The sequence below is a fragment of the Pseudomonas panipatensis genome (assembly GCF_900099785.1).
GTDB lineage: Bacteria > Pseudomonadota > Gammaproteobacteria > Pseudomonadales > Pseudomonadaceae > Pseudomonas > Pseudomonas panipatensis.
Map to the genome: position 1 here is coordinate 219,615 of NZ_FNDS01000002.1, position 23,984 is coordinate 243,598.

A 23,984-nucleotide genomic window follows, 5' to 3' on the forward strand; every position below is an offset into this window, starting at 1 on the left:
GCGGACCATGCACCTGCAACGCACTCGGCTTACCTGGATTTACCCAACCTTGCTCACCCTCGGCCTGGCCCAGCCGGTCACCGCCGTGGAAATCACCGACCACCTCGATCTCGGCGGCGCCATCCGCGGCCGCCTGGACTACGACCCTGACCGGGATATTTCGAAGTTCAGTTTCGACACCGTCTTCCTCACCGCCGACTATCACTCGGACACCTGGATCGCCGCCGCCAAGTACCGTTTCTACGGCGACGCCTATCCCTTCCAGTACACCGACAAGGTAGGTGACATCGCCTTCGCCGAGTACGCCTGGGTCGGCTATCGCTTCACCCCCGAACAGCAACTACAGGTCGGCCAGAGCGCCGTGCCCTTCGGCTTGGCGCCCTACTTCGGCAGCACCTTCTTCGAGACGCTGGGCAACGTGATCGGCCTGGAGGACACCCAGGACATCGGCTTCAAGTACCTCGCCAAACACGCCGACTGGGACCTCCAGGGAGCCTATTACCCGATCCCGGCGGAACAGGGCCGGGGCACCAGCCGCGGCGGACGAACCTACGGCACCAGCGTTGCCAGCGCCGACACCTACGTGGTGGACGGCAGCGACAACCATGAGTCGAACATCCTCGTCGGCCGCCTGGCACGGCACTATCAGGCGGGCGACTGGAGCGGAGAGGTCGGCGCCTCCCTGCTCTCCTCCACCCTGGAGAACCAGGACACCGGCCGCGACGGCCAGCGCCGCGCGGCCGCCCTGCATGCCACCGCGCAGCGGGGCGCCTGGGGCTTCCAGGCCCAGGCCGCGCGCCAGCAGATGAGCCCGAAGAACCCCGGCGACAACCGCCTGGTGAGCTTCGGCAGCTTCGACGGCACCTTCAACGTCGCCGCCAAGGGCAACCTCTACGTGGCGGACGTCAGCTACAGCGTGCCGGGCCAGTACGGATGGCTGTCGGGCATCAAGCTGTACGCCAACTACAGCCTGTTCGACAAGGACCCGCGGGCCTTCCAAGACTCCCAGCGCTTCATCGCCGGCACCTCCTTCAGCGTTGGCCCGCTGTGGGTCGCCCTGGAGTGGCTGCATGGCAAGAACGATCCGTACATCGGCGGCAGCAGCTACACCCAGAGCCTCGGCGCGGGCGGTACGAATCAGTGGGAGAACCAGCTCTACAGCAACATCGGCTACTACTTCTGAGCCGACGCCCCACGAGGCCACGCCCGTCGCCCGCTGTGCACCCAAACGCAACAAGGGGTACACCCAGCGACAAGCCAGCCACCCCATGCCAGCCGTAGCGTATGCAGCACGGGCCGCCGCCGGCGGCCCTCACCCGAAGCACAAGAAAAAAGCGTTGGTGCCCAATGAAAACAGTTGATCCGATCACCCTTGCGGTCGTCCGAGGCGCGCTGGAAACAGCGCAGCGCGAAATGACCATGACCCTGGAAAAAACCGGCCGCTCCAGTGTGTTCAACCTGGCCCATGACTACTCCAACTCCCTCTTCGATCACCTCCCCGAGATGATCCTGCAGGGCCAGGACATCCCGATCCACCTGGGCTCGCTGATTCCCGCGATGAAGTGCGTCGCCGACTACTTCGCCGACGACATCGCCGAAGGCGACGTGATCTACCACAACGATCCGGCCTACAAGGGCAGCCATATCCTCGACTGCTGCATGTACAAGCCGGTGTTCTACAAAGGCGAGCTGGTGTTCTGGACCGTCTGCAAGGGCCACCTCACCGACATCGGCGGCCCGGTGCCCGCCGGCTACAACCCCGACGCCAAGGAAATCTACGCCGAAGGCCTGCGCATTCCGCCGGTCAAGTTGTGGGACAAGGGCAAGCGTCGCGAAGACGTGATCAACCTGATGCTCACCAACATGCGCGCGCGCCCCTACCAGGAAGGCGACCTGAACGCCCAGTACGGTGCTTGCCGCGTCGGCGAGCGGCACCTGCTGGAGCTGCTCGACAAGTACGGTGTGGAGCAGGTACGCGCCTGCATCGCCGAGCTGAAGAACATGGCCGACCGCCACATGCGCGCCCTGCTGCGTGACGTACCGGACGGCAATTACAGCGGCACGGCGGTGCTCGAGGACTCCGGCCACGGCCTGGGCGAGCTGGCCATCACCGCCCATGTGGAAATCCGTGGCGACCAGGCGCACATCCGCATCGACAGCCCGCCCCAGGTGCCCTACTTCATCAACTCCTACGAGGGCAACACGGTCTCGGGCGTGTACCTCGGCCTGATGATGTTCGCCCAGGTCGCCCCGCCCTATAACGAAGGCCTATACCGCTGCGTGAGCGTGGACGTCGGGCCCAAGGGCACCCTGTGCAACGCCGCCGAGCCGGCCCCCCACGTCAACTGCACCACCACACCGATGGAAACCTTGGCCGACGCCGTGCGCCTGGCCCTGGAACAGGCCTCGCCGCAACGCGTCACCGCCTCCTGGGGCCACGCCAGCGGCATCAACATCGCCGGCCACGACCCGCGCAATGCCGACAGCGAGTACGTCACCATGGTCCTCGCCTCGATCATTTCCGGCGCCGGCGCCAACAAGGTGATGGATGGCTGGCCGGCCTGCGGCCCGCTGTGCTGCTTCGGCGCACTGATGAGCGGCGACATCGAACTGCTGGAACACGCCTATCCGATCCTCATCCACCGCTACAGCCTGATGGCCGACAGCGGCGGCGCCGGCGAATTCCGCGGCGGCTCCGGCACCCGCCTGGAAATCGAACCGCTGGATCACGCCATGACCGTGGTTGGCTTCGGCGAAGGTCGCCAGCTCCCCACCGCCGGCGCCGCCGGCGCGCGCAACGCGCTGCTGGAGCCCAAGCTCGGGCGGCTGATCCATCGCCAGGCCGACGGCAACGAGGTGCACTACACGCAGAACCCCATGCTCACCATCCAGCCCGGCGAGCGGATCATCAACATCAATCCCGGTGGAGGGGGTTACGGCGAACCGCTGCGCCGCCCCGTGGCCGCGGTCCTGCAAGACGTCCGCAATGGCCTGGTCTCGCCCCAGGGCGCGGCCCTGGAGTACGGCGTGATCCTCGACGCCAACGGCCACCTCGACGAAACCGCCACCCGCGCCAGCCGCGGCCAGTTCTGACCGGAGATTCGACATGCGCAACCAATATCGCCTGGGTATCGACGCCGGCGGCACCTTCACCGACTTCATCCTGGCCGACCGCGACGGCGGCGTGCAGTTGTTCAAAGCCCCCTCCACGCCACAGGACGGCACCCTGGCCATTCGCGCCGGCCTCGCGCAGATTGCCGAGGCCACCGGGCGCACCCCGGCCGAGCTGATCGCCAACTGCGACCTGTGCATCAACGGAACCACCGTCGCCCTCAACGCGCTGATCGAGTGCACCGGGGTCAAGGTCGGCCTGCTCTGCACCGCCGGTCACGAGGACAGCCTGGAAATCCGCCTCGGCCACAAGGAAGAAGGCCACCGCTACGACGCCCATTACCCCCAGGCACACATGCTGGTGCCGCGCCACCTGCGCCGCCCGATCGGCGGCCGCATCCTCGGCGACGGCCGCGAGCACAGCCCGCTGGACGAGCGCGCGATACACGACGCCATCGACTACTTCCGCGCCGAGGGCGTGGCAGCAGTGGCCATCTCCTTCGTCTGGTCGGTGCGCAACCCCAGCCATGAGAAACGCGCCGCCGAACTGGTGCGCGCCGCGCTGCCGGGAGTCTTCGTCTGCAGCGGCTACGAAGTCTTCCCGCAGATCCGCGAGTACACCCGCACCTCCACCACCGCGGTCAACGCCTACCTGAGCCCGGTGATGGCGCGCTACGTCGAGCGCATCGACGCGCTCTTCGAGGAGCTGGGCGCGCAGCAACCGGTGCGCTACTTCCAGTCCAACGGCGGCCTGGCCCCGGGCCATGTGATGCGCGAACGCGCGGTCAACGCGATCAACTCCGGTCCGGCCTCGGCACCCCAGGCAGGCCTGTCGGTGGCCCGCCCGTTCGGCATCGACAACGTCATCACCGTGGACATGGGCGGCACCTCCTTCGACATCACCCTGACCAACGCCGGACGCACCAACTTCAGCAAGGACGTGGACTTCCTCCGCCAGCGCATCGGCGTCCCCATGATCCAGGTGGAAACCCTCGGTGCCGGCGGCGGCTCCATCGCTCACCTGGACGAGTTCGGCATGCTCCAGGTCGGCCCGCGCAGCGCCGGCGCCAAGCCGGGCCCGGTGTGTTACGGCAAGGGCGGGACCGAACCGACCGTGACCGACGCCAACCTGGCCCTGGGCTACCTGCCGGACGGCGCCCTGCTCGGCGGCAGCATCCGCCTCGACCGCCAGGCGGCGCTGGACGCCATCCGCAGCAAGATCGCCGATCCGCTGGGCATCAGCGTCGAGCGTGCGGCCTTCGGCATCACCACCCTGGTGAACCTGAACATGGTCAACGGCATCCGCCGCGTGTCCATCGAACGTGGCCACGACCCGCGCGACTTCGCCCTGATCGGTGCCGGCGGCGCAGCGGGCATGCACGTGGTGCGCCTGGCCGAGGAGATCGGCATGCAGACCGTGTTGATCCCCAAGGTGGCCTCGGGCCTGTGCGCCTTCGGCCAGATCCTCTCGGACGTGCGCTACGACCAGTTGACCAGCCTGCCGATGCGCCTGGACCCGGATCACGTCGACCTGCCGCAACTCAACCGCGCCCTCGCCGAGCTGCGTCAGCAGGGCTTGGTCAACCTGCGGGACGATGGTTTCGGCGACGAAGCCAGCAGTTGCCACTACACCCTGGAAATGCGCTACCTCGGACAGATCCACGAGTGCAGCGTCGAGCTGGAGCGCCACCAGTTGGACGCGAGCGGGCTGGCCGAGCTGATCGAGTCGTTCCACCGCCGCCACCAGACGCTGTACTCCTATAGCGAGTCGGGCAGCCCGGTGGAGTTGGTGAACCTGGAATGCTCGGTGATCGGCCACCTGCCGCGACCGCCTCAGCCGGAACTGCAAGGCCCGGCCAATCCGCCGGCGGCGGTGCCGGACAACCTGCGCCCGATGCTCTTCAGCGCCGACGGCAACTGGCAGTCCACCGCGGTGTTCGACGGCAACCGCCTGCTGCCGGGGCAGACCGTGCACGGGCCCTGCGTGATCGAGGAAGACACCACCAACATCGTGGTCCCCCCGGGTTGGCGTGCCACCCTGGAACCGTCCGCCACCTACCGGGTGACGCGCGGCGCTTGATGTCCCGGGCGCGCACGCCGAATATCGGCGTGTTCCCAGCCCGGCAGCCTTGCGCTGCCGGGCTGCTCAAACAATAACAAGAGCTGCTTGAGTAGCTTGCTTGCAGTTCCTTTTTTCAATGCTGCCCTCTTTGAAAAAGGACGAATGATGCCCACAGAACTATCGACCCACAGCTGGGCGCAGCCTGAACGACAGGCGCGCTGGGCCGAGGCCATCAGCGATACCTACTTCGCGCTGAGCCTCGAATTCAGCGCCGACCGCCCCTTCGATGGCCAACTGCAACGCTGGAGCACGCCGAGCACCGCGCTCAGCTTGTCGCACCTGAGCTCCAGCCAGCTCGGTTACTCGCGCAGCAAGGCCCAGATCGGCCAGGACCACGATGCCTTCTATCTGGTCACCGTACCCCGCCGCGCCGACGTGCACTTCGAGCAGGGCGGTCGCCAACTGAGCTGCAGCCCCGGCGGATTCATCGTCGAGCGCGGCGATGCCCCCTACCGTTTCCACTACGGCGCCGACAACGACCTGTGGGTGCTCAAGCTGCCGGAGCGCGCCCTGCAAGGCCACCTGCGTGGCCCCGAGCGCTACACCCGCTACTGCTTCGACGCCACCCAGGGCCTGGGCCGCATCTTCGTCGAGCAACTCGACCTCTGCGCCCGACACTTCGACGCCTGCCCCGCGGCGGCCCGCCACCTGCTGCTGGAACAGGCCCTGTCGACCCTGCTGCTGGCCCTGCAACAGGACGAACGGGTGCTCGGCAGCGAAGGCTCCAATCTCAGCACCCTGCACCTCTCGCGCGTCGAACGCTACGTGGCGCAGAACCTCGGCGACCCGGACCTGTCACCGCAGTCCATCGCCAGCGCCTGCGGCCTGTCGGTGCGCTACCTGCACAAGCTCTTCGCCAGCACGCCCTTCACCCTCAGCGAATGGGTGCGTCAGCAGCGCCTGGAGGCGGTGCATCGCCAACTGCGCGACCCACAGTGCCACCTGTCCATCGGCGAGCTGGCGTTCCGCTGGGGCTTCAACGACCAGGCGCAATTCACCCGCGCATTCCGCCAGCAATTCGGTTGCACGGCCCGCGAAGTGCGCGGCGTCAGCACCCACTGAACCCCGCTAGCGCCAGGCTCTGCGGAGAAACCGCGGCCTGAGGGCGATCCCCGCCCGGACGGCGAGCGAGGCAGAGCCGGACGCGGACGAGCCCCCGCGCTACTGCGGGAACCGCACCACCGGCCCCATGGGCTTGCTGCCCGGCGGCACATAGGCCGGAACGGGCGCGCCGGCGGCGCCCAGGGCGCGGGTGAAGGCGTAGATGGCCTTGAGATCGGCATCGCTCATCGCCCGCACGTTGAACCATGGCATCGGCGGGCGCGGCTGCATGCTGCGCGCGTGCTGCAGCCATTGCCGCTCGCTCATGCCGGCCAGCAACAGGCGCAGGTTGGTCGCATAGGTGGTGCCCCAGGGGCCGGACCAGCCGAGCGCATCGCCGGTGAGCCAGAGCTTTTCGTCGACCTGGCCGTTCCGCCGGCCATAGTTCGGCGTGTGGCAGTCGTTGCAGCCGGAAACCCGGATCAGGTAGCGGCCGCGCTCCACCTGGCCGGCGCTGGCGGCGGGATCGGCCGCCATGGCGGCGCTGCTGGCGGCGGCCAGCAGCGCCCACGCACAGAAGACTTGCATCGACAGTTTCATCGGGAGACTCCTACTTGGCTTTCGGCTGGGCGGCCTGAACCAGCGCGCGGATCGCCCAACGCCGAACCTTGCGGGCTTCGGCATCGTCCAGGCGCAGTACGTCCTTGAGCACGATCATCGCCTCGGGCCCCATCACCAGCGCCAGGGCATGCTTGAGGGTTTTCAGCGCCGCCGGGCTGAAGCGCTCGCCGAGCGGATCGAGCGCCGCGTCGATCAGCGGTGAGCGGCGGTTCTGGCGCGCCGGCAGGACGGCATCGGCCTCGCCACGCGCACTGAGTTCCAGCGACTGCGCGAGCATCATGCGCAGCGCGACCTCGTTGGCCCGGGTCATGGCATGCAACGCATCGTCGACGCGCTCCAGCCGGGCCACGGCATTGCCGGCGGGCGCACCGGCGAGGATCTGATCGGCCTGCGGCGTATCCACGTCGATCGAGGCTTCGAGGTACAGCCCCTCGATCTTGGGGAAGTAGCGGTAGGCCGTGGCGCGCGAAACCATGGCCTGCGCCGCCACTTCCTCCAGCGTCGGCCGCCCGCCCTGGCGAATCAGCTCGGCGGCGGCCTGCAGCAGCGCCTGGCGCGTCCGCTGCTTCTGCTGATGGCGCAGATTCGACTGGGTCATTGCGCGGTTCCGGACGGCGACAGCTGCTGCTGGATGGCGGCCAGGTCGACCCAGACGTTCTCACGGCTGATCTGCCCGGCGGCGGAAAACTCGATGACGTGCAACAAGCGGAACGACAGCGGCCGCCCGTGCCCCTCGATACCGAACGGGCGACCCGGCGCGCAGCCGCTCCAGAGCGCGTCGTCCACCATGAAGTTCGGCCCATAGAGACGCCGCAGCGACTTGACCTGGCCGTCCGACAAATCGGCGAACAAGGCTTCGTAGAACGGCCGGGCGCCCTCGCGGCCATGACTCGGGCCAGCCGGCCAGCCGACGATGTCGTGTTCGACGTCGGGCGCGAGGGTGGCGAGAACGCCGGCGACATCGTCGCGCGCCTCGAAGCCGAAGTGTTCGTCGATCTTGCGCGCCATTTCTTCGCGTGAGAGTGCCATGGAAAGCTCCTTTCTTGCGTTGGTGACAGACTCAACTCATGAGACAAAAATCTCATTACGATAATTTATGGTCACCAACCGAAAAAATGCAAACGCCGTCCGTCCGCGCGCCGACGCACGGTGTGACAGCCGTCCGTGGGGAAGGGAGCAGTGCGCGACAAGCGCGGCCGAGGCGACGGATGGGCCGGCGGCTAAACCAGTACCTGGCGGGTACTGGCGATCAGCGCATGGACCCGGCGCACGACCTGTTCCTCGGTGGGGGTTTCAGGTCCGCGACCGCGAGGACAAGGCAGGCTCGGCGTGGTCCCGAACAGCCGGCAGATCAGCGGGCGCTGGTCATAGACCTCGCAGCCCTTGGGACCGAGGTGCACGCAGTTCCACTCGGCCAGGGCGGCCTCATGCTCGGCGGCGCTTTTCACGGGTAATCGCGACATTTCCTCGGACGATGCGGTGACCGGGCCGCAGCAGTCGTGGCAGCCGGGTACACAGGAGAAGTTCGGAATCTCCCGGCGCAGCTGGTCGATCTTACGGCTGTTGCAGCTCATGCAGGCACCTCGCTTGTGGGGCGCGAATTATACCCGCTCGCCCCCGGCAACCCTGCACGGCAAAGGAATTTCCGTTCGCCGCTTGTCTCCGCCGGGGCGCCTGCAGGCGTTGCGCGCAGCCACTGCGTCAACCGGCCAGCGAACCTGACGCGGGGAAGACCGTATAATCCCCCGCCGATATCCGGGGAAGCGCCCCGCCCTGTCCACGCCCGAGCCTTGAAAATCGCCATGTCCAAGCCCTTGCTTCAGCCGTCGGGGACATTCCCGCCGGCCAACCTGCTGCGTCGCGGCGCCGCGATGTTCTACGACTTCCTGCTGTGCGTGGCACTGATGATGGTGGTCACGCTGCTCTATCAACAGGTGCTGCTGCGCCTGATCCTCGGCGGCGACAAGTTGCGCCAGCTCGCCGACCAGGGCGGCCTGATCGGCGATCCGCTGCTCTCCAGCCTGCTGTTCGTCAGCCTGTTCGCCTTTTTCGCCAAGTTCTGGACCCACAAGGGCCAGACCCTGGGCATGCAAGTCTGGGGCGTCCGCGTACAGAACCGCGACGGCACGCCGATCAGCCTGATGCAGGCACTGCTGCGCTTCGTCATCGCCATCGCCTCCTGGGCCTGCTGTGGCCTCGGTTTCCTGTGGATGCTCTGGGACAAGGACAAGCGCACCTGGCATGACCGCTATTCGGAAAGCGTGGTGGTGCAGATTCCCAAGGACGTGCGCAAGAACAGCCAAGGGCGGAACTGAAGCGGAACGCCTTGTCCCATGAAAAAGCCGGCTTACGCCGGCTTTTTCTTTGTAGCGCCATGAATCAACGGCGAATGTGCCTGATCCGGCTCACCCCGCCCGCTTCAGCAGCAAGGCGCCAAGCACCGCGCAGACCGCCGCGGGCACCAGCACCGCCAGCAACGGCGGGAAGTTGAACACCTGGCTGGACGGCCCGAGCAGGTCCTGGGCGATGCGGAAGGTGAAGCCCACCAGCACGCCGGTGAATACCCGCTGGCCAAGGGTCACGGTGCGCAGCGGACCGAAGATGAAGGAGATCGCCATCAGCACCAGGGCGGCGGTGACCGCCGGCTGCAGCACCTTGGTCCAGAACGCCAGCCAGTAGCGGTTGGTGCTCAGCCCCTGGTCCTTCAGGTAGTGGATGTAATCCCAGAGCCCGGTAATCGACAGGGCTTCCGGCTCCATCACCACCGTATTGAGCAGTTGCGGGCTGAGCTGGATGTTCCAGGGCTCGGTCGGCGCCGTCCGCACTTCGCTGCGCTTCTCCTCCGGGTGCAACAGCGTGGTGACCACCTCTTCCAGTTGCCACTGGTTGTCGCGGAATACCGCGCGCTTGGCGAAGCTGGAACTCTGCAGGCGGTGCTGCGCATCGAAATCGTAGCGGGTCACGCCATACAGAATGCCTTCCGGCTGTACCGCGTTGATATGGATGTATTCCTGGCCCTGGCGGTGCCACAGGCCGTTGCGCGAACTCAACGCGCCGCCACCGCTCTGCGCCAGGGCCCGATCGCTCTGCGCCGTGCTTTCGGTGTAGGGCACCACGTACTCGCCGATCAGGATGCCGACGAACATCAGCACCAGCATCGGCTTCATCACGGCCCAGACGATGCGCGACAGCGAGACGCCCGCCGCGCGCATGACGGTCAGTTCGCTGTTGGTGGCCAGGGTGCCAAGGCCGACCAGGCAGCCGATCAGCGCCGCCATCGGCAGCATGTCGTAGATCTTGCCGGGCGCGCTCAAGAGCACGAACTTGATGGCCGCCGCCAGGGTATAGCTCTGGTCGAGCGCCCCCAGCTGGTCGATGAAGTTGAACAACAGGGCCAGGCCGACGATCACGCCAAGGACCGCGAGAATGGCGACGAAAACGGTGCTGCCGATGTAACGGTCGATCTTACGCATGCTTGTGCTCCTTGCCGGAGCGCGTGCGCGACGCCGCCCACTTCAGACTCAGGGGTTCCCAGAACGCCAGCAGCAGGCCGATCGCCAGGAAGATCGCATGGACCCACCAGAGGCCGAACGCCATGGGGAGCTTGCCCTTGTCGAGCATGCCGCGCGCGGTGATCAGCAAGGCAAGGTACGCCATGTACAGCAACACTGCCGGCAACAGCTTGAGGAAGCGGCCCTGGCGCGGGTTGACCTTGGACAGCGGCACCGCCAGCAGGGTGACGACGAACACCAGCAGCGGAATCGACAGGCGCCACTGCAGCTCGGAGCGCATGCGCGGATCGCTGCTGCCGATCAGCTGGCTGGTGGGAACGGCGTCACGGTCATCAATCTCGCTGCTGACTTCCGGCTTGGGCAGCAGGACGCCATAGGTGTCGTACTTCACTTCGCGGTAGTCGGCCTGGCCCGGCGTGCCGTCATAGCGGTAGCCGTCCTTGAGGATCAGGTAGCGGCTGCCGTCCGGGTGGATCTGCTGCACGCCGCTGTCCGCGACTATCACCGAAAGCCCGCGTTCCTGGCCGTTGCGCGGCGGGTTCTTGTCGGAGATGAAGACCCCGCCGAGCTGCGTGCGGTCATTCGACAGGCGCTCGCTGTAGGTCACCCGGCTGCCATCCTTCATCGACTGGAAGCGCCCCGGCGCCAGGGTGTCGAACTCGGTCATGGCGTCCTGCTTGTTGAGGATCAACTGCATCTGCGCGATGCCGTTGGGCGCCAGCGACAGGCTCAACCAGGCCACCAGCAGCGAAACGACCAGCGCCGGCGCCATGCTGTAGGCCAGCAGGCGCTGCTGGCTCATGCCGGTGGCGGTCAGCACGGTCATCTCGCTGTCGAGATAGAGACGGCCATAGGCCAGCAGGATGCCCAGGAACAGGCCCAGCGGCAGGATCAGTTGGAGGAACCCGGGCAGGCGCACCCCCATGATCATGAACAACGACCCGGGATCGAGCATGCCTTGCGCGGCTTGCGCCAGGTACTTGATGAAGCGGCCGCTCATGATGATCACCAACAGCACGGCGCTGACTGCGCTCATGGTGACCAGAACTTCGCGGGAGAGGTAACGGAAGACAATCAAACCGGGCACTCCAGGGTTGTCACGCTCGGGCGGCTACGCTCAAACTAGCCGCCGTGAGGCACTACCGGTCCGCGAGCCTGCGGTCCGGTGAAAAATACGCGGCATTATCCTGCGATTCGCCGGGCCTGTCACTGCACAGACGCCAAGCCGTACACGCAGCCCCGCCCGCCATTCAGACCCTTCGTCCTGGGGACACCTTGCCATGGAATTCCTTGTAAAAAGCGCTAGTCCGGAAACCCTGAAGACCGCCACCCTGGTCGTCGCCGTCGGCGAAGGCCGCAAGCTCGGCGCCGCCGCCCAGGCCGTGGACAGCGCCAGCGGTGGCGCCATCGCCAGCCTGCTCAAGCGCGGCGACCTGGCCGGCAAGGTCGGCCAGACGCTGCTCCTGCAGAACCTGCCGAACCTCAAGGCCGAGCGCGTCCTGCTGGTGGGCGCCGGCAAGGAGCGCGAACTCTCCGACCGCCAATACCGCAAACTGGTTTCCGCGGTGCTCGGCAATCTGAAGAACCTGGGTGGCGGCGACGCCGTTCTGGCCCTCGGCGAACTGACCGTCAAGGGCCGCGACGCCCATGGCAAGGCGCGCCTGCTGGTGGAAACCCTGGCCGACGGCCTTTATGTGTTCGACCGCTTCAAGAGCCAGAAGGCCGATGCGCCCAAGCTGAAGAAACTCACCCTGCTCGCGACCAAGGCCGAGGCCGCCGCCGTGGAGCGCGGCGCCAAGGAAGCCCAGGCCATCGCCAACGGCATGGCGCTGACCCGCGACCTCGGCAACCTGCCGCCGAACCTCTGCCACCCGAGCTTCCTGGCCGACGAAGCCAAGGCCCTGGCCAAGGCCTACAAGGGCCTCAAGGTGGAAGTCCTCGACGAGAAAAAACTCCGCGAGCTGGGCATGGGCGCCTTCCTCGCCGTGGCCCAGGGCAGCGATCAACCGCCGCGCCTGATCGTCATGCACTACAACGGTGGCGAGAAGGACGAGGCGCCCTATGCCCTGGTCGGCAAGGGCATCACCTTCGACACTGGCGGCATCAGCCTCAAGCCGGGCCTGGGCATGGACGAGATGAAGTTCGACATGTGCGGCGCCGCCAGCGTCTTCGGCACCTTCCGCGCGGTGCTGGAACTCGGCCTGCCGATCAACCTGGTGGGCCTGCTGGCCTGCGCCGAGAACATGCCCAGCGGCGGCGCCACCCGCCCCGGCGACATCGTCACCACCATGAGCGGGCAGACCGTGGAAATCCTCAACACCGACGCCGAAGGCCGCCTGGTGCTGTGCGACACCCTGACCTACGCCGAACGCTTCAAGCCGCGCGCGGTGGTGGATATCGCCACCCTCACCGGCGCCTGCATCGTCGCCCTGGGGGCCAACACCTCGGGCCTGATGGGCAACAACGACCTGCTGGTGCGACAACTGCTCAAGGCCGGCGAAAGCGCCGACGACCGCGCCTGGCAACTGCCGCTGTTCGACGAGTACCAGGAACAACTGGACAGCCCCTTCGCCGATATCGCCAACATCGGCGGGCCGAAGGCCGGCACCATCACCGCGGGCTGCTTCCTCTCGCGCTTCGCCAAGAAGTACCACTGGGCGCACCTGGACATCGCCGGCACCGCCTGGATCAGCGGCGGCAAGGACAAGGGCGCCACCGGCCGCCCGGTGCCGCTGCTGACCCAGTACCTGCTGGACCGCGTGAAGTGATGGCATTGCGCGATCGCGCGAAGGGCACGCCGGCATGACGCGCGTGGACTTCTACGTCATCCCCAGCGCCGATCCCGACGCGCGCCTGACCATCGCCTGCCGCCTCGCCGACAAGGCCTGGCGGCAAGGCATGCGCGTCTACCTGCTGTGCGCCGACGAGGCCCAGCGGGACACCCTGGACGCCCGCCTGTGGAGTTTCCGCGGCGAGGCGTTCGTCCCGCACAACGCCGCCGAGGAGGATGCCGAGACAGCGGTGATTCTCGGCCTTGGCGCACCGCCGGCCGGACAGAACGACCTGCTGATCAACCTGACCCTGACGGTGCCGGCCTTTGCCCGCGAGTTCGCGCGCATCGCCGAGCTGGTGGTCGAAGAACCCGCGATCCGCCAGGCGGCGCGGGAGAATTTCCGCTACTACCGCGACCAGGGCTATCCTTTGCAAGACCACCGCCTGCCGCGCCTTTGAGAAGGCCTCGCCCGTAAAATGGAAAGCCGCAAGCCACCACACAACCCCGACCACCTGCTGGACGACCTGGAGTCGATCCACGACCTGCTGGGCGAAGCGGACAGCGAACCGCCGCTGCTCACCGAATCCTTCGAGCCCGACAACATCCCGCTGCTCCACGACGTGGTCAGCCCCGCGGCACGCCCACCGCAGGCCCCTGCGACGGCTGCCGCGCCGACAGCGCCAGCGGCGCAACCGGCCCGGCCGGCCGTGCCGCCGGTCAACGAGCAGGCGCGCCTGGACAGCGAACTGCGCGCCGCCGCGCAACTCATCCTGCAGGACGTCATCGACGACTTCGTGCCGCAGATCGAAGCCGAACTGCGCCGCCGCCTGGAAGCCCGCCTGCAACGCCTGCTGAGCCAGCGCAAGCCCTGACGTCAGCCGCGGGATGGCGCTGAGCGACATGATGCCCGGCGTCTCCGCCTGGCGCCGGGCGCTCGCCCAGCCGCCATTCCATGCCGCGTTGCAGCGCCTCGACGCCCGCCGGCCGTGGGCGCTTCGCGCCGGGTGGCCGGAGGGCCGCGCCAGCCGTTATACTCCCCGGTTTTCCGTCTTCTAGCCGCATTCAGGGTCCCGCCGCGCATGGACAAGACCTACCAGCCCCACGCCATCGAAACCTCCTGGTACCAGACCTGGGAGAAGAACAACTACTTCGCCCCGCAAGGTTCCGGCGAGCCGTACACCATCATGATCCCGCCGCCGAACGTCACCGGCAGCCTGCACATGGGTCACGGCTTCAACAACGCCATCATGGACGCGCTGATCCGCTACCGCCGCATGCAGGGCCGCAACACCCTGTGGCAGCCGGGCACCGACCACGCCGGCATCGCCACGCAGATGGTGGTGGAGCGCCAACTGGCCGCCCAGGGCGTGGCGCGCCACGACCTCGGCCGCGAGAAGTTCCTGGAGAAAGTCTGGGAATGGAAGGAGCAGTCCGGCGGCACCATCACCCGGCAGATCCGTCGCCTGGGCTCCTCGGTGGACTGGTCGCGCGAGCGCTTCACCATGGACGACGGCCTCTCCGACGCGGTCAAGGAAGCCTTCGTGCGCCTGCACGAGGACGGCCTGATCTACCGCGGCAAGCGCCTGGTCAACTGGGACACCAAGTTCCACACCGCCATTTCCGACCTGGAAGTGGAGAACCATGACGAGAAGGGCCACCTCTGGCACCTGCGCTACCCGCTGGCCGACGGCCACAAGACCGCCGATGGCCAGGACTACCTGGTGGTCGCCACCACCCGCCCGGAAACCATGCTCGGTGACAGCGCGGTCGCCGTGCACCCGGAAGACGAGCGCTACCAGGCCCTGATCGGCACCTTCATCGACCTGCCGCTGGTCGGCCGACGCATTCCGATCATCGCCGACGACTACGTCGACCGCGAGTTCGGCACCGGCTGCGTGAAGATCACCCCGGCCCACGACTTCAACGACTACGAAGTCGGCAAGCGTCACGACCTGCCGCTGATCAACATCTTCGACAAGGACGCGGCGATCCTCGCCAAGGCCCAGGTGTTCCACCTCGACGGCAGCGTCAACGCCGAGTTCGACGCCAGCCTGCCGGCCGCCTACGCCGGCCTCGACCGCTTCGTCGCGCGCAAGCAGATCGTCGCCGACTTCGAAGCCGCCGGCCTGCTCGAAAAGATCGACGACCACGCGCTGAAAGTGCCCAAGGGCGACCGCTCCGGCACCGTCATCGAGCCCTGGCTGACCGACCAGTGGTACGTCTCCACCAAGCCGCTGGCCGAACCGGCCATCGCCGCCGTGGAAGACGGCCGCATCCAGTTCGTGCCCAAGCAGTACGAGAACATGTACTTCAGCTGGATGCGTGACATCCAGGACTGGTGCATCAGCCGCCAGCTCTGGTGGGGCCACCGCATTCCGGCCTGGTACGACGATGCCGGCAACGTCTATGTCGGCCGCAACGAGGCGGAAGTGCGCGCCAAGCACAACCTCGGCGACATCGCCCTGCGCCAGGACGAAGACGTTCTGGACACCTGGTTCAGCTCGGGCCTGTGGACCTTCTCCACCCTCGGCTGGCCGGAACAGACCGAATACCTGAAGACCTTCCACCCGACCGACGTGCTGGTCACCGGCTTCGACATCATCTTCTTCTGGGTCGCCCGGATGATCATGCTGACCATGCACCTGATCAAGAACGCCGACGGCACCCCGCAGGTCCCGTTCAAGACCGTCTACGTGCATGGCCTGGTGCGCGACGGCCAGGGCCAGAAGATGTCCAAGTCCAAGGGCAACGTGCTCGACCCGCTGGACATCGTCGACGGCATCACCCTCGACGAGCTGCTGGAGAAACGCACCAGCGGCATGATGCAGCCCAAGCTGGCGGAGAAGATCGCCAAGCAGACCAAGGCCGAATTCCCCGAGGGCATCTCCAGCTACGGCACCGACGCCCTGCGCTTCACCTTCTGCTCGCTGGCCTCCACCGGCCGCGACATCAAGTTCGACATGGGCCGCGTCGAGGGCTACCGCAACTTCTGCAACAAGCTGTGGAACGCCGCCAACTTCGTCATCGAGAACACCGATGGCCAGGACACCGGCGTGAATGACGAGCCGGTCGAGCTGTCCTCGGTGGACCGCTGGATCATCTCGGCGCTGCAGCGCACCGAGCAGGAAGTCGCCCGCCAGCTCGACGCCTTCCGCTTCGACCTGGCCACCCAGGCCCTCTACGAGTTCATCTGGGACGAGTACTGCGCCTGGTACCTGGAACTGGTCAAGCCGGTGCTGTGGGACGAAAACGCGCCCATCGAGCGCCAGCGCGGCACCCGCCGCACGCTGATCCGCGTGCTGGAAGTGGCACTGCGCCTGGCACACCCGTTCATGCCCTTCATCACCGAAGAAATCTGGCAGCGCATCAAGGCCCAGGCCGGCAAGAGCGGCGACACCCTGATGCTGCAACCCTGGCCGGTGGCCGACCTGGCGAAGATCGACGCCGCCGCCGAAGGCGACATCGAGTGGGTCAAGGCGCTGATGCTCGGCGTGCGGCAGATCCGTGGCGAGATGAACATCTCCATGGCCAAGCGCATCGACCTGGTGCTGGCCAACGCCTCGCCGGAAGATCACCGCCGCCTGGCCGACAACGAGCCGCTGCTGATGAAGCTGGCCAAGCTGGAGTCGGTGCGCGTGCTCGACGCCGGCGAAGAGCCGCCGATGGCCGCCACCGCCCTGGTCGGCGACATGCAGGTGCTGGTGCCGATGGCCGGGCTGATCGACAAGGCCGCGGAAATGGCTCGTCTGGACAAGGAAATCCAGCGCCTGGAAGGCGAGGTCAAGCGCGTCGGCGGCAAGCTGTCCAACGAAGGCTTCGTCGCCAAGGCCCCGGCCGAGGTGATCGAGAAGGAACGCGCCAAGCTGGCCGAGGCCGAACAGGCCGTGACCAAGCTGATCGAGCAGCGCGAGAAGATCGCCAGCCTCTGAGGTTGGGTTCTGCCTCTGCAACGGCGCCTTCGGGCGCCGTTCGCTTTTCTGCGCGGTAGCATTCCGCCAGGGAATGAAGTCTGGAATAAAGGTCGCTTGGCGCGCCCCGCGCTTTGCACCGAAGATCGGCACGCCGGGCCGTCCCCGAGGCTCGTCGGCCCTCAGCGGGGGCGGCCCCGGCCAGCCAGCCACAGGAGCCTGAAGTCCATGTCCGACCTTCCCGTCCGCAACGGCGGCCAGATTCTCGTCGATGCCCTCGCGGGCAATGCGGTAGACACCGTCTACTGCATCCCCGGCGAAAGCTACCTGCCGGTGCTCGATGCCCTGCACGACGCGCCCGGCATCCGCACCATCGTCACCCGCCACGAAGGGGCCGCCTCGAACATGGCCGATGCCTACGGCAAGCTCACCGGGCGTCCGGGTATCTGCTTCGTCACCCGCGGGCCGGGCGCCACCCACGCAGCCAATGGCGTGCACACGGCGAAGCAGGATTCGACGCCGATGATCCTCTTCATCGGCCAGGTGGAAAGCGCCTTCAAGGGCCGCGAAGCCTTCCAGGAAGTCGACTACCGGCAGATGTTCGGCGGCCTGGCCAAGTGGGCCACCGAGATCGACGACATCCGGCGCATCCCGGAAATCGTCGCCCAGGCCTTCAGCGTCGCCCAATCCGGCCGCCCGGGGCCGGTGGTGATCGGCCTGCCGGAGGAGGTGCTGTTCGGCTCCGCCGCGGTCGCCGACGCAGCGCCCGCGCGCATCGCCCAGGCGGCGCCGGAAGCCAGTGCCCTGGTGGAACTGCGCGAACGCCTGCAGGCAGCGCGCAAGCCGCTGCTGATCGTCGGCGGCAGCGGCTGGAACGAGGCCGCGCGGCAGGCCCTGCAAGCCTTCGTCGAGGCCAACGGCCTGCCCGTGGCGGCGTCCTTCCGCCGCCAGGACCTGTTCGACAACCGCCATCCAAACTACGTCGGGCAACTCGGCTTCGGTGTCGCGCCCAGGCTGGCCGAGCGGGTGCGCGACAGCGACCTGCTGCTGGTGCTCGGTTCGCGCCTGAGCGAAACGCCGACCGCCGGCTACACCCTGATCCAGAGCCCGCGGCCGACGCAAAGCCTGATCCACGTCCACCCGGACAGCGAAGAACTCGGCCGGGTCTACCAGGCCGACCTGCCGATCACCGCCAGCATGCCGGCCATCGCCAGCGCCCTGGCCAGCCTGGAACCGCTCGCCGACCGCCCGTGGGACGCCTGGACGGCCGCCGCGCGCGCCGACTACCTGGCCTACTCGACGGCGCCACAGCCCAGCGCCGAACTGGCCGGGGTGGACCTGGCGGCGGTGGTCGCGCACCTCAACGAGGTGCTCCCCGACGACGCGGTGATCAGCAACGGCGCCGGCAACTACGCGGTCTGGGTGCACCGCTTCTACCGCTACCGCGCCGCCCGCAGCCAGTTGGCCCCCACCAACGGCGCCATGGGCTACGGCTTCCCCGCCGCCATCGCCGCCAAGCTGCGCCAGCCCGAGCGCAGCGTGGTCTGCTTCGCCGGCGACGGCTGCTTCATGATGTACCCGCAGGAACTGGCCACCGCCGCGCAATTCGGCGCCGCGCTGATCGTCATCGTGGTCAACAACGGCATGCTCGGCACCATCCGCATGCACCAGGAGCGCGAATACCCCGGTCGCATCTCCGCGACCGCACTGGCCAACCCGGACTTCGTCGCCCTGGCCCAGGCCTTCGGCGCCCACGGCGAACGGGTCGAGCGCAGCGAGGACTTCCCGGCGGCCTTCCGCCGCGCCCAGCAGTCGGGCAAGCCGGCGCTGATCGAACTGCGCACCGATCCACGGCAGATCACCCCGCAGGCGCGCCTGGAGTGAAATCCCCCGGCCCGTGCCAGCACGGGCCTGCTCACTGGCCACGGCTTCGCTAAGCTGCAACGGATCGAGGCGTTGCGTCCGCCCCCGGCGGGCGAATGCCCAGCGCGTCCTGGCTAGGGAAAAGCATGAATCCACAACTGCTCTGGGTCCTGTTGCTGCTCGCCGCCACGGTGAGCCTGTTCATCCTCAACCGCCCGCGCATGGACGTGGTCGCCCTGCTGGTACTGGTCGCGCTGCCGCTGAGCGGCGTGCTCAGCGTGGCGGAGTCCCTCGCCGGCTTCGCCGACCCCAGCGTGGTGCTGATCGCCGCGCTGTTCGTCATCGGCGAAGGCCTGGTGCGCACCGGCGTGGCCTTCCGCATCGGCGAATGGCTGACGCTCAAGGCCGCCAACGACGAGACCCGCCTGCTGGTGCTGCTGATGCTGGCGGTGGCCAGCCTCGGTTCGGTGATGAGTTCCACCGGCGTGGTGGCGATCTTCATCCCGGTGGTGCTCAACGTCGCCGCGCGCATGCAGGTAGCGCCGGCGCGGCTGATGATGCCGCTGAGCTTCGCCGGCCTGATCAGCGGCATGCTCACCCTGGTCGCCACGCCCCCCAACGTGGTGGTGCACAGCGAACTGGTGCGCGAGGGCGGCGCGGGCTTCGGCTTCTTCAGCTTCACCCCGATCGGCCTGGTGATCCTCGCCATGGGCGTCGCCTACATGCTGCTCGCCCGGCGCTGGCTGGGCCGGGCCGAAGAGGAGCCGGGCAATGCCGCCCAGCGCCGCTCGCTGAGCGACCTGATCCGCGACTACCGCTTGGCCGGGCGGGAACGTCGCCTGCGCATCCGCGCCGACTCCCGGCTGGTCGGCCTGAGCCTGGGCGAGGTGCAGTTGCGCAGCCAGCGCGGCACCAACGTGGTCGCCATCGAGCGCCAGGCGCGGCTGCGCGCGAAGATTCTCAGCCCCAGCGCGAACCTGCTGCTGCAAGCCGGCGACGTGCTGCTGGTCGACCTGTTCGCCCCCGGCAGCGACCTGCTCGCCCTCTACCACGAATACGGCCTGGAACCGCTGAGCCTGCAGGGCGACTACTTCAGCGAGCGCGCCCATGAGGTGGGCATGGCCGAAGTGACCCTGCCGCCGGAATCGGCGCTGCTCGGCAAGAGCGTGCTGGAACTGGGCTTCCGCAGCCAGTACGGGCTCAACGTGGTCGGCCTGCGGCGCAACCGCGAGGCGCTGGTCGAGGGCCTGCTCGACGCCAAGCTGAAAGTCGGCGACACCCTGCTGGTGGTCGGCACCTGGAAGGCCATCCGCCAGTTGCAGGGCCAGGGCCGCGACTTCCTGGTCCTGAGCCTGCCGGCCGAAGTCGACGAAGCCGCGCCAGCGGCCAGCCAGGCGCCGCATGCGCTGCTCAGCCTCGGCGTGATGGTGCTGCTGATGGTCAGCGGGGTGGTGCCCAACGTGCTGGCGGCGCTGATCGGCTGCCTGCTGATGGGCGCCTTCCGCTGCATCGACATGGACAGCGCCTACCGGGCCATCCACTGGCAGAGCCTGGTGCTGATCGTCGGCATGCTGCCCTTCGCCCTGGCCCTGCAGAAGACCGGCGGCATCGCCCTGGCGGTGCAGGGCCTGGTGGCGCTGCTCGGCGGCGCCGGCCCCTACGCGGTGCTCGCCTGCCTGTTCCTGCTCACCGCGCTGATCGGCCTGTTCATCTCCAACACCGCCACCGCCGTGCTCATGGCCCCGGTGGCCATCGCCACGGCCAAGGCCCTGGGCGCCTCGCCCTACCCTTTCGCGATGATCGTCGCGCTGGCCGCCTCGGCGGCCTTCATGACGCCCATTTCCTCGCCGGTGAACACCCTGGTGCTCGGTCCCGGTCACTATCGCTTCGGCGATTTCGTGCGCGTTGGCGTGCCTTTCACCGTTCTGGTGATGATCGTCAGCGTGTTGCTGGTACCCTGGCTGCTCCCGCTGCATTGATCCCCCGCCACAACAAGGAAGGTCCATGGACGTCAGCAAGACCAAAAGCAGTTTCTACCGTCGCCTCTATGTCGCCTGGCTGATCCACAGCGGCGCGGCGAGCAGCGTACCGGCGCTGATGGAGGCCACCGGCATGCCCCGGCGCACCGCCCAGGACACCCTGGCGGCGCTGGAAGAACTGGACATCGACTGCGTGTTCGAGCAACACGACGGCGAACGCAACAACGCCGGGCACTACCGCATCCGCGACTGGGGCGCCATCGACCCGCGCTGGATCGAAGCCCACCTCGGGCGGATCAAGGCGGCGCTGGGCTATCCCTGAAGCGCCGCAGCGCCACGGCAACGGCGGATAACGCCTCCGCCGTCATTCGCCCGCGGCAGGCGCCCTCCATGCCCTGCGAGCACGCGCCGCGACAGCGCAATCGACGCCCGCGCCTGCAGCGCAGCCCTGCGCAAATATGGGAAAATCGTCGCCCGCTCCCCTGCCCCGCCGCCCGCCATGTCCAAGCCGCCGAAACGCCCCGCTCCGAAAACCCAGCCGCTGCGCGACCCGGCGCAGAAAAAGCCGGATCTGCTACACCCGCGCAACCGCCACCAGGGACGCTACGACTTCCCCAGCCTGATCGCCGTCAGCCCCGAACTGGGTGCCTATGTGATCAGCAATCCCTACGGCAAGCCGAGCATCGACTTCGCCGACCCACAGGCGGTACGGGTGTTCAACCGCGCCCTGCTGAAGGCGCAGTACGGCATCGCCCATTGGGAGATACCCGCCGACTTCCTCTGCCCGCCGATTCCCGGCCGCGCCGATTACCTGCACTACCTCGCCGACCTGCTCGCCGAGGACAACGCCGGCAGCGTGCCGCGCGGCCCCGCCGTGCGCCTGCTGGACATCGGCGTCGGCGCCAACTGCATCTACCCGCTGATCGGCCACCGCGACTACGGCTGGCGCTTCCTCGGCTCCGACATCGAGGCGGCCGCGCTGGCCTCGGCGCACGGCATCGTCAGCGGCAACCCGGGCCTTGGCGAGGCCATCGAACTGCGCCAGCAGCACGACGCCCGGCACATCTTCCATGGCCTGCTGCACGCCGACGAACGCTTCCACGCCAGCCTGTGCAACCCGCCGTTCCATGCCTCGGCGGACGAAGCCCGCAGCGGCAGCCGGCGCAAATGGAAGAACCTCGGCAAGCTCGACCCGGCGCGCAAACTGCCGCTGCTGAACTTCGGCGGGCAGAGCAACGAACTCTGGTGCGAAGGCGGCGAGATCGCCTTCCTCAAGCGCATGGCGGCGGAGAGCAAAGACGTCGCGTCCCAGGTGCTGTGGTTCAGCTCGCTGGTATCCAAGGCCGGTAACCTCGACGACTTCCGCCGCGCCCTCAAGCAGGCCGGCGCGCGGCAGATACGCAGCGTGGACATGGCCCAGGGCCAGAAACAGAGCCGCTTCGTCGCCTGGACCTTCCACCAGCCCGAGCAACGCCGGGCCTGGTATGGCTAACGGATGAACTCGCGGCTGACCGCGCGGAACAGCTCGCTGCCGGCGCGCTCCAGCCACTCGAAGGCGACCATTTCGCGGTTGACGATCACCGCCCCGGCCTGGGCCATGCGCTGCAGCGCCAGGGCCTTGTCCTCGGCGCGCCGCGATCCGACCGCCTCGGCCACCACGAACACCTCGCGTCCCAGCGCCAGCAGGCCGAGCACCGTCTGCAACACACAGACATGCGCCTCGCTGCCGCAGACCACGAACTGCCGGCGCTCGCCGCCGGGCATCTGCAACAGGCCGGGATCGGCCAGCGCGGAAAAGGCGATCTTCTCCACAATGGCCGTGGCCGGCAGGCGCTCACGCAACGCCCCCAGCGTCGGCCCCAGGCCCTTGCTGTACTGCTCCGTGGCCAGCACCGGCACACCGATGCGCTGCGCCACCGCGAGCAGCCAGACGCTGTGCGCGAGCATCGCCTCGGCCTGGTCGATGGCCGGATAGAGGCGTTCCTGGATATCGACGATCAGCAAGGCCGAATCGTCTGCGCGGATCAACATGGCGGGCTCCCGGCGGAAAAGGCGGACCCTCACTATGCAAGCGCGACTGCCCGGCGTCCAGGCGGCACGCCGCAGCGTTCGCGGCATGGGCGTCGCTTCGCTCAGCAAGGCAGCCGCGTAGGATGGGTTGAGCCCGCGAAACCCATGCGGTCGCCCGGCTGCCAAGGTGATGGGTATCGCTGCGCTCAACGCCATCCTACGAAGCCCAGCCCACAACCATGCGGCACCCGTAGGATGGGTTGAGCGCGCAGCGCGATAGCCATGCCGCGCTTTGCCCTCGAATGCCCCGTTGCCGCTGCGTAAGAAAAAGGCCCCGCGAGGGGCCTTTCTGGTTTCCGCGGATCGTCTCAATGCCCCGTGCCATCGCCACGGCGGCTGGTTTCGAAGAGGAACCAGGTGCGCTGTTCGGTCTGGTCGATCCAGTTCTCGATCAGGCTGGCGGTGGCGATGTCGTGGTAGTCGTCGCACAGGTCGTGCACTTCGCGCATGTAGACGGTGAGGCTTTTGTTGTCCTGCTGCAGCTCGGCGAGCATGTCCAGCGGCTGCACGTACTCGGCGTCGTTGTCCGAGATGCGCTTGTCGCGAGCGATGTGGCCGATGGAGCGGATGGTGTTGCCGCCGATCTTGCGCACGCGCTCGGCGATCGGGTCGGTCATGGCGAAGAGTTCGCTGGCCTGATCGTCGAGCAGCAGGTGGTAGTCGCGGAAGTGCGGACCGCTGACGTGCCAGTGGAAGTTCTTGGTCTTCAGGTACAGGGCGAAGACGTCGGCGAGCAGGCGGCTGAGCGCGGCGCTGAGGTCACGGGTGGCGTCCTTGCTCAGGTCGGACGGGGTGGCCAGGGCCGACGCGCGGCGCGGTGCCGTTGTGGCCTTGACGGCGCTGGCCTTGCTGGCGGGTTTGGCCGCCGCCGGCTTGGCAGCGGCGGGCTTGGCGGCGGCGGTCTTGGGCGCTGCGGGCTTCTTCGGAGTCGACGCGGGTTTCTTCATGGCAGATCACCTCAACGGGTTCGGATTACCTGTCGTT

The 23,984-nt window shown here is 67.6% G+C and carries 21 protein-coding genes; 13 read left to right on the forward strand and 8 right to left on the reverse strand.

Translation table 11 applies throughout. The annotated features are described in order from the left end of the window. Positions 1-7: 7 nt before the first annotated feature. From BLQ74_RS05180 to BLQ74_RS05195, 4 genes are all read left to right on the forward strand, one after another. Positions 8-1,183, forward strand: coding sequence for a hypothetical protein (locus tag BLQ74_RS05180; RefSeq protein ID WP_090261472.1), 1,176 nt, complete (start codon positions 8-10; stop codon positions 1,181-1,183). A gap of 164 nt (positions 1,184-1,347) precedes the next feature. Then, positions 1,348-3,093, forward strand: coding sequence for a caprolactamase subunit beta (gene capB, locus BLQ74_RS05185; protein WP_090261473.1), 1,746 nt, complete (start codon positions 1,348-1,350; stop codon positions 3,091-3,093). A gap of 13 nt (positions 3,094-3,106) precedes the next feature. Continuing rightward, entirely contained in the window at positions 3,107-5,191 is a 2,085-nt protein-coding gene (gene capA, locus BLQ74_RS05190; RefSeq protein WP_090261474.1) for a caprolactamase subunit alpha, read from the forward strand. 147 nt (positions 5,192-5,338) lie between these two features. Then, the gene (locus tag BLQ74_RS05195) at positions 5,339-6,295 is read left to right on the forward strand and encodes an AraC-like ligand-binding domain-containing protein (RefSeq protein WP_090261982.1); all 957 of its coding nucleotides are present in this window, start codon (positions 5,339-5,341) and stop codon (positions 6,293-6,295) included. 99 nt (positions 6,296-6,394) lie between these two features. Here BLQ74_RS05195 and BLQ74_RS05200 read toward each other — a convergent pair whose 3' ends face one another. The 4 genes from BLQ74_RS05200 to BLQ74_RS05215 all read right to left on the reverse strand — a co-directional run bounded on the left by BLQ74_RS05200 (position 6,395) and on the right by BLQ74_RS05215 (position 8,469). Then, on the reverse strand, positions 6,395-6,874 hold the full coding sequence (locus BLQ74_RS05200) for a c-type cytochrome (protein WP_090261475.1): 480 nt from the start codon (positions 6,872-6,874) through the stop codon (positions 6,395-6,397). Between the two features lie 10 nt (positions 6,875-6,884). After that, positions 6,885-7,493, reverse strand: a complete 609-nt coding sequence (locus BLQ74_RS05205; protein WP_090261476.1) for a TetR/AcrR family transcriptional regulator — start codon at positions 7,491-7,493, stop codon at positions 6,885-6,887. Continuing rightward, positions 7,490-7,924 carry an ester cyclase gene (locus BLQ74_RS05210; protein WP_090261477.1) on the reverse strand — a complete coding sequence of 145 codons (435 nt, stop codon included), beginning with the start codon at positions 7,922-7,924 and terminating at the stop codon, positions 7,490-7,492. Before BLQ74_RS05210 ends, BLQ74_RS05205 begins: the two co-directional genes overlap by 4 nt. Before the next feature lie 191 nt (positions 7,925-8,115). After that, complete coding sequence (locus BLQ74_RS05215; RefSeq protein ID WP_090261478.1) at positions 8,116-8,469, reverse strand: YkgJ family cysteine cluster protein; 354 nt, start codon at positions 8,467-8,469, stop codon at positions 8,116-8,118. Between the two features lie 228 nt (positions 8,470-8,697). On the opposite strand from BLQ74_RS05215, the gene BLQ74_RS05220 reads away from it, so the two are divergent. Next, positions 8,698-9,210, forward strand: coding sequence for an RDD family protein (locus tag BLQ74_RS05220; RefSeq protein ID WP_090261479.1), 513 nt, complete (start codon positions 8,698-8,700; stop codon positions 9,208-9,210). Between the two features lie 90 nt (positions 9,211-9,300). Here the strand turns inward: BLQ74_RS05220 and lptG are convergent, their stop codons facing one another. Further along, the gene (lptG, locus tag BLQ74_RS05225) at positions 9,301-10,368 is read right to left on the reverse strand and encodes an LPS export ABC transporter permease LptG (RefSeq protein ID WP_090261480.1); all 1,068 of its coding nucleotides are present in this window, start codon (positions 10,366-10,368) and stop codon (positions 9,301-9,303) included. Further along, positions 10,361-11,485 carry an LPS export ABC transporter permease LptF gene (lptF, locus tag BLQ74_RS05230; protein ID WP_090261481.1) on the reverse strand — a complete coding sequence of 375 codons (1,125 nt, stop codon included), beginning with the start codon at positions 11,483-11,485 and terminating at the stop codon, positions 10,361-10,363. The genes lptG and lptF overlap by 8 nt, the downstream gene beginning before the upstream one ends. A gap of 202 nt (positions 11,486-11,687) precedes the next feature. Between lptF and BLQ74_RS05235 the strand changes: the two genes are divergently transcribed. The 8 genes from BLQ74_RS05235 (at position 11,688) to rlmF (ending at position 22,422) form a co-directional block, all read left to right on the forward strand. Then, on the forward strand, positions 11,688-13,175 hold the full coding sequence (locus BLQ74_RS05235; RefSeq protein WP_090261482.1) for a leucyl aminopeptidase: 1,488 nt from the start codon (positions 11,688-11,690) through the stop codon (positions 13,173-13,175). A 34-nt stretch (positions 13,176-13,209) separates the two neighbouring features. Continuing rightward, entirely contained in the window at positions 13,210-13,638 is a 429-nt protein-coding gene (locus BLQ74_RS05240) for a DNA polymerase III subunit chi (RefSeq protein WP_090261483.1), read from the forward strand. 18 nt (positions 13,639-13,656) lie between these two features. Continuing rightward, a complete protein-coding gene (locus BLQ74_RS05245; protein ID WP_090261484.1) occupies positions 13,657-14,052 on the forward strand; it encodes a DNA polymerase III subunit chi in 396 nt (131 codons plus the stop codon). 207 nt (positions 14,053-14,259) lie between these two features. Next, positions 14,260-17,109, forward strand: coding sequence for a valine--tRNA ligase (locus BLQ74_RS05250; RefSeq protein ID WP_090261485.1), 2,850 nt, complete (start codon positions 14,260-14,262; stop codon positions 17,107-17,109). 207 nt (positions 17,110-17,316) lie between these two features. Further along, positions 17,317-18,972 carry a thiamine pyrophosphate-binding protein gene (locus BLQ74_RS05255; RefSeq protein WP_090261486.1) on the forward strand — a complete coding sequence of 552 codons (1,656 nt, stop codon included), beginning with the start codon at positions 17,317-17,319 and terminating at the stop codon, positions 18,970-18,972. A gap of 125 nt (positions 18,973-19,097) precedes the next feature. Then, on the forward strand, positions 19,098-20,930 hold the full coding sequence (locus tag BLQ74_RS05260) for an SLC13 family permease (RefSeq protein ID WP_090261487.1): 1,833 nt from the start codon (positions 19,098-19,100) through the stop codon (positions 20,928-20,930). Positions 20,931-20,955: 25 nt separating this feature from the next. Beyond that, positions 20,956-21,252, forward strand: a complete 297-nt coding sequence (locus BLQ74_RS05265; protein ID WP_090261488.1) for a winged helix-turn-helix domain-containing protein — start codon at positions 20,956-20,958, stop codon at positions 21,250-21,252. Between the two features lie 177 nt (positions 21,253-21,429). Further along, positions 21,430-22,422, forward strand: coding sequence for a 23S rRNA (adenine(1618)-N(6))-methyltransferase RlmF (gene rlmF / locus BLQ74_RS05270; protein ID WP_090261489.1), 993 nt, complete (start codon positions 21,430-21,432; stop codon positions 22,420-22,422). On the opposite strand, the gene BLQ74_RS05275 is transcribed toward rlmF, so the two are convergent. Together BLQ74_RS05275 and BLQ74_RS05280 are read right to left on the reverse strand one after the other, a co-directional pair. Then, on the reverse strand, positions 22,419-22,961 hold the full coding sequence (locus BLQ74_RS05275) for a hydrolase (RefSeq protein WP_090261490.1): 543 nt from the start codon (positions 22,959-22,961) through the stop codon (positions 22,419-22,421). The two genes, rlmF and BLQ74_RS05275, sit on opposite strands and share 4 nt — an antisense overlap. A 347-nt stretch (positions 22,962-23,308) precedes the next feature. Continuing rightward, positions 23,309-23,947, reverse strand: a complete 639-nt coding sequence (locus tag BLQ74_RS05280) for a Dps family protein (RefSeq protein WP_212633127.1) — start codon at positions 23,945-23,947, stop codon at positions 23,309-23,311. Between the last annotated feature and the right edge of the window lie 37 nt (positions 23,948-23,984).

What these genes read in the sequence shown, in the direction of transcription:
- BLQ74_RS05180 (WP_090261472.1), top strand. Translation starts at nt 8, where the DNA reads ATGCACCTGCAACGCACTCGGCTTACCTGGATTTACCCAACCTTGCTC.
- capB (WP_090261473.1), top strand. Translation starts at nt 1,348, where the DNA reads ATGAAAACAGTTGATCCGATCACCCTTGCGGTCGTCCGAGGCGCGCTG.
- capA (WP_090261474.1), top strand. Translation starts at nt 3,107, where the DNA reads ATGCGCAACCAATATCGCCTGGGTATCGACGCCGGCGGCACCTTCACC.
- BLQ74_RS05195 (WP_090261982.1), top strand. Translation starts at nt 5,339, where the DNA reads ATGCCCACAGAACTATCGACCCACAGCTGGGCGCAGCCTGAACGACAG.
- BLQ74_RS05200 (WP_090261475.1), bottom strand. Translation starts at nt 6,874, where the DNA reads ATGAAACTGTCGATGCAAGTCTTCTGTGCGTGGGCGCTGCTGGCCGCC.
- BLQ74_RS05205 (WP_090261476.1), bottom strand. Translation starts at nt 7,493, where the DNA reads ATGACCCAGTCGAATCTGCGCCATCAGCAGAAGCAGCGGACGCGCCAG.
- BLQ74_RS05210 (WP_090261477.1), bottom strand. Translation starts at nt 7,924, where the DNA reads ATGGCACTCTCACGCGAAGAAATGGCGCGCAAGATCGACGAACACTTC.
- BLQ74_RS05215 (WP_090261478.1), bottom strand. Translation starts at nt 8,469, where the DNA reads ATGAGCTGCAACAGCCGTAAGATCGACCAGCTGCGCCGGGAGATTCCG.
- BLQ74_RS05220 (WP_090261479.1), top strand. Translation starts at nt 8,698, where the DNA reads ATGTCCAAGCCCTTGCTTCAGCCGTCGGGGACATTCCCGCCGGCCAAC.
- lptG (WP_090261480.1), bottom strand. Translation starts at nt 10,368, where the DNA reads ATGCGTAAGATCGACCGTTACATCGGCAGCACCGTTTTCGTCGCCATT.
- BLQ74_RS05235 (WP_090261482.1), top strand. Translation starts at nt 11,688, where the DNA reads ATGGAATTCCTTGTAAAAAGCGCTAGTCCGGAAACCCTGAAGACCGCC.
- BLQ74_RS05240 (WP_090261483.1), top strand. Translation starts at nt 13,210, where the DNA reads ATGACGCGCGTGGACTTCTACGTCATCCCCAGCGCCGATCCCGACGCG.
- BLQ74_RS05245 (WP_090261484.1), top strand. Translation starts at nt 13,657, where the DNA reads ATGGAAAGCCGCAAGCCACCACACAACCCCGACCACCTGCTGGACGAC.
- BLQ74_RS05250 (WP_090261485.1), top strand. Translation starts at nt 14,260, where the DNA reads ATGGACAAGACCTACCAGCCCCACGCCATCGAAACCTCCTGGTACCAG.
- BLQ74_RS05255 (WP_090261486.1), top strand. Translation starts at nt 17,317, where the DNA reads ATGTCCGACCTTCCCGTCCGCAACGGCGGCCAGATTCTCGTCGATGCC.
- BLQ74_RS05260 (WP_090261487.1), top strand. Translation starts at nt 19,098, where the DNA reads ATGAATCCACAACTGCTCTGGGTCCTGTTGCTGCTCGCCGCCACGGTG.
- BLQ74_RS05265 (WP_090261488.1), top strand. Translation starts at nt 20,956, where the DNA reads ATGGACGTCAGCAAGACCAAAAGCAGTTTCTACCGTCGCCTCTATGTC.
- rlmF (WP_090261489.1), top strand. Translation starts at nt 21,430, where the DNA reads ATGTCCAAGCCGCCGAAACGCCCCGCTCCGAAAACCCAGCCGCTGCGC.
- BLQ74_RS05275 (WP_090261490.1), bottom strand. Translation starts at nt 22,961, where the DNA reads ATGTTGATCCGCGCAGACGATTCGGCCTTGCTGATCGTCGATATCCAG.
- BLQ74_RS05280 (WP_212633127.1), bottom strand. Translation starts at nt 23,947, where the DNA reads ATGAAGAAACCCGCGTCGACTCCGAAGAAGCCCGCAGCGCCCAAGACC.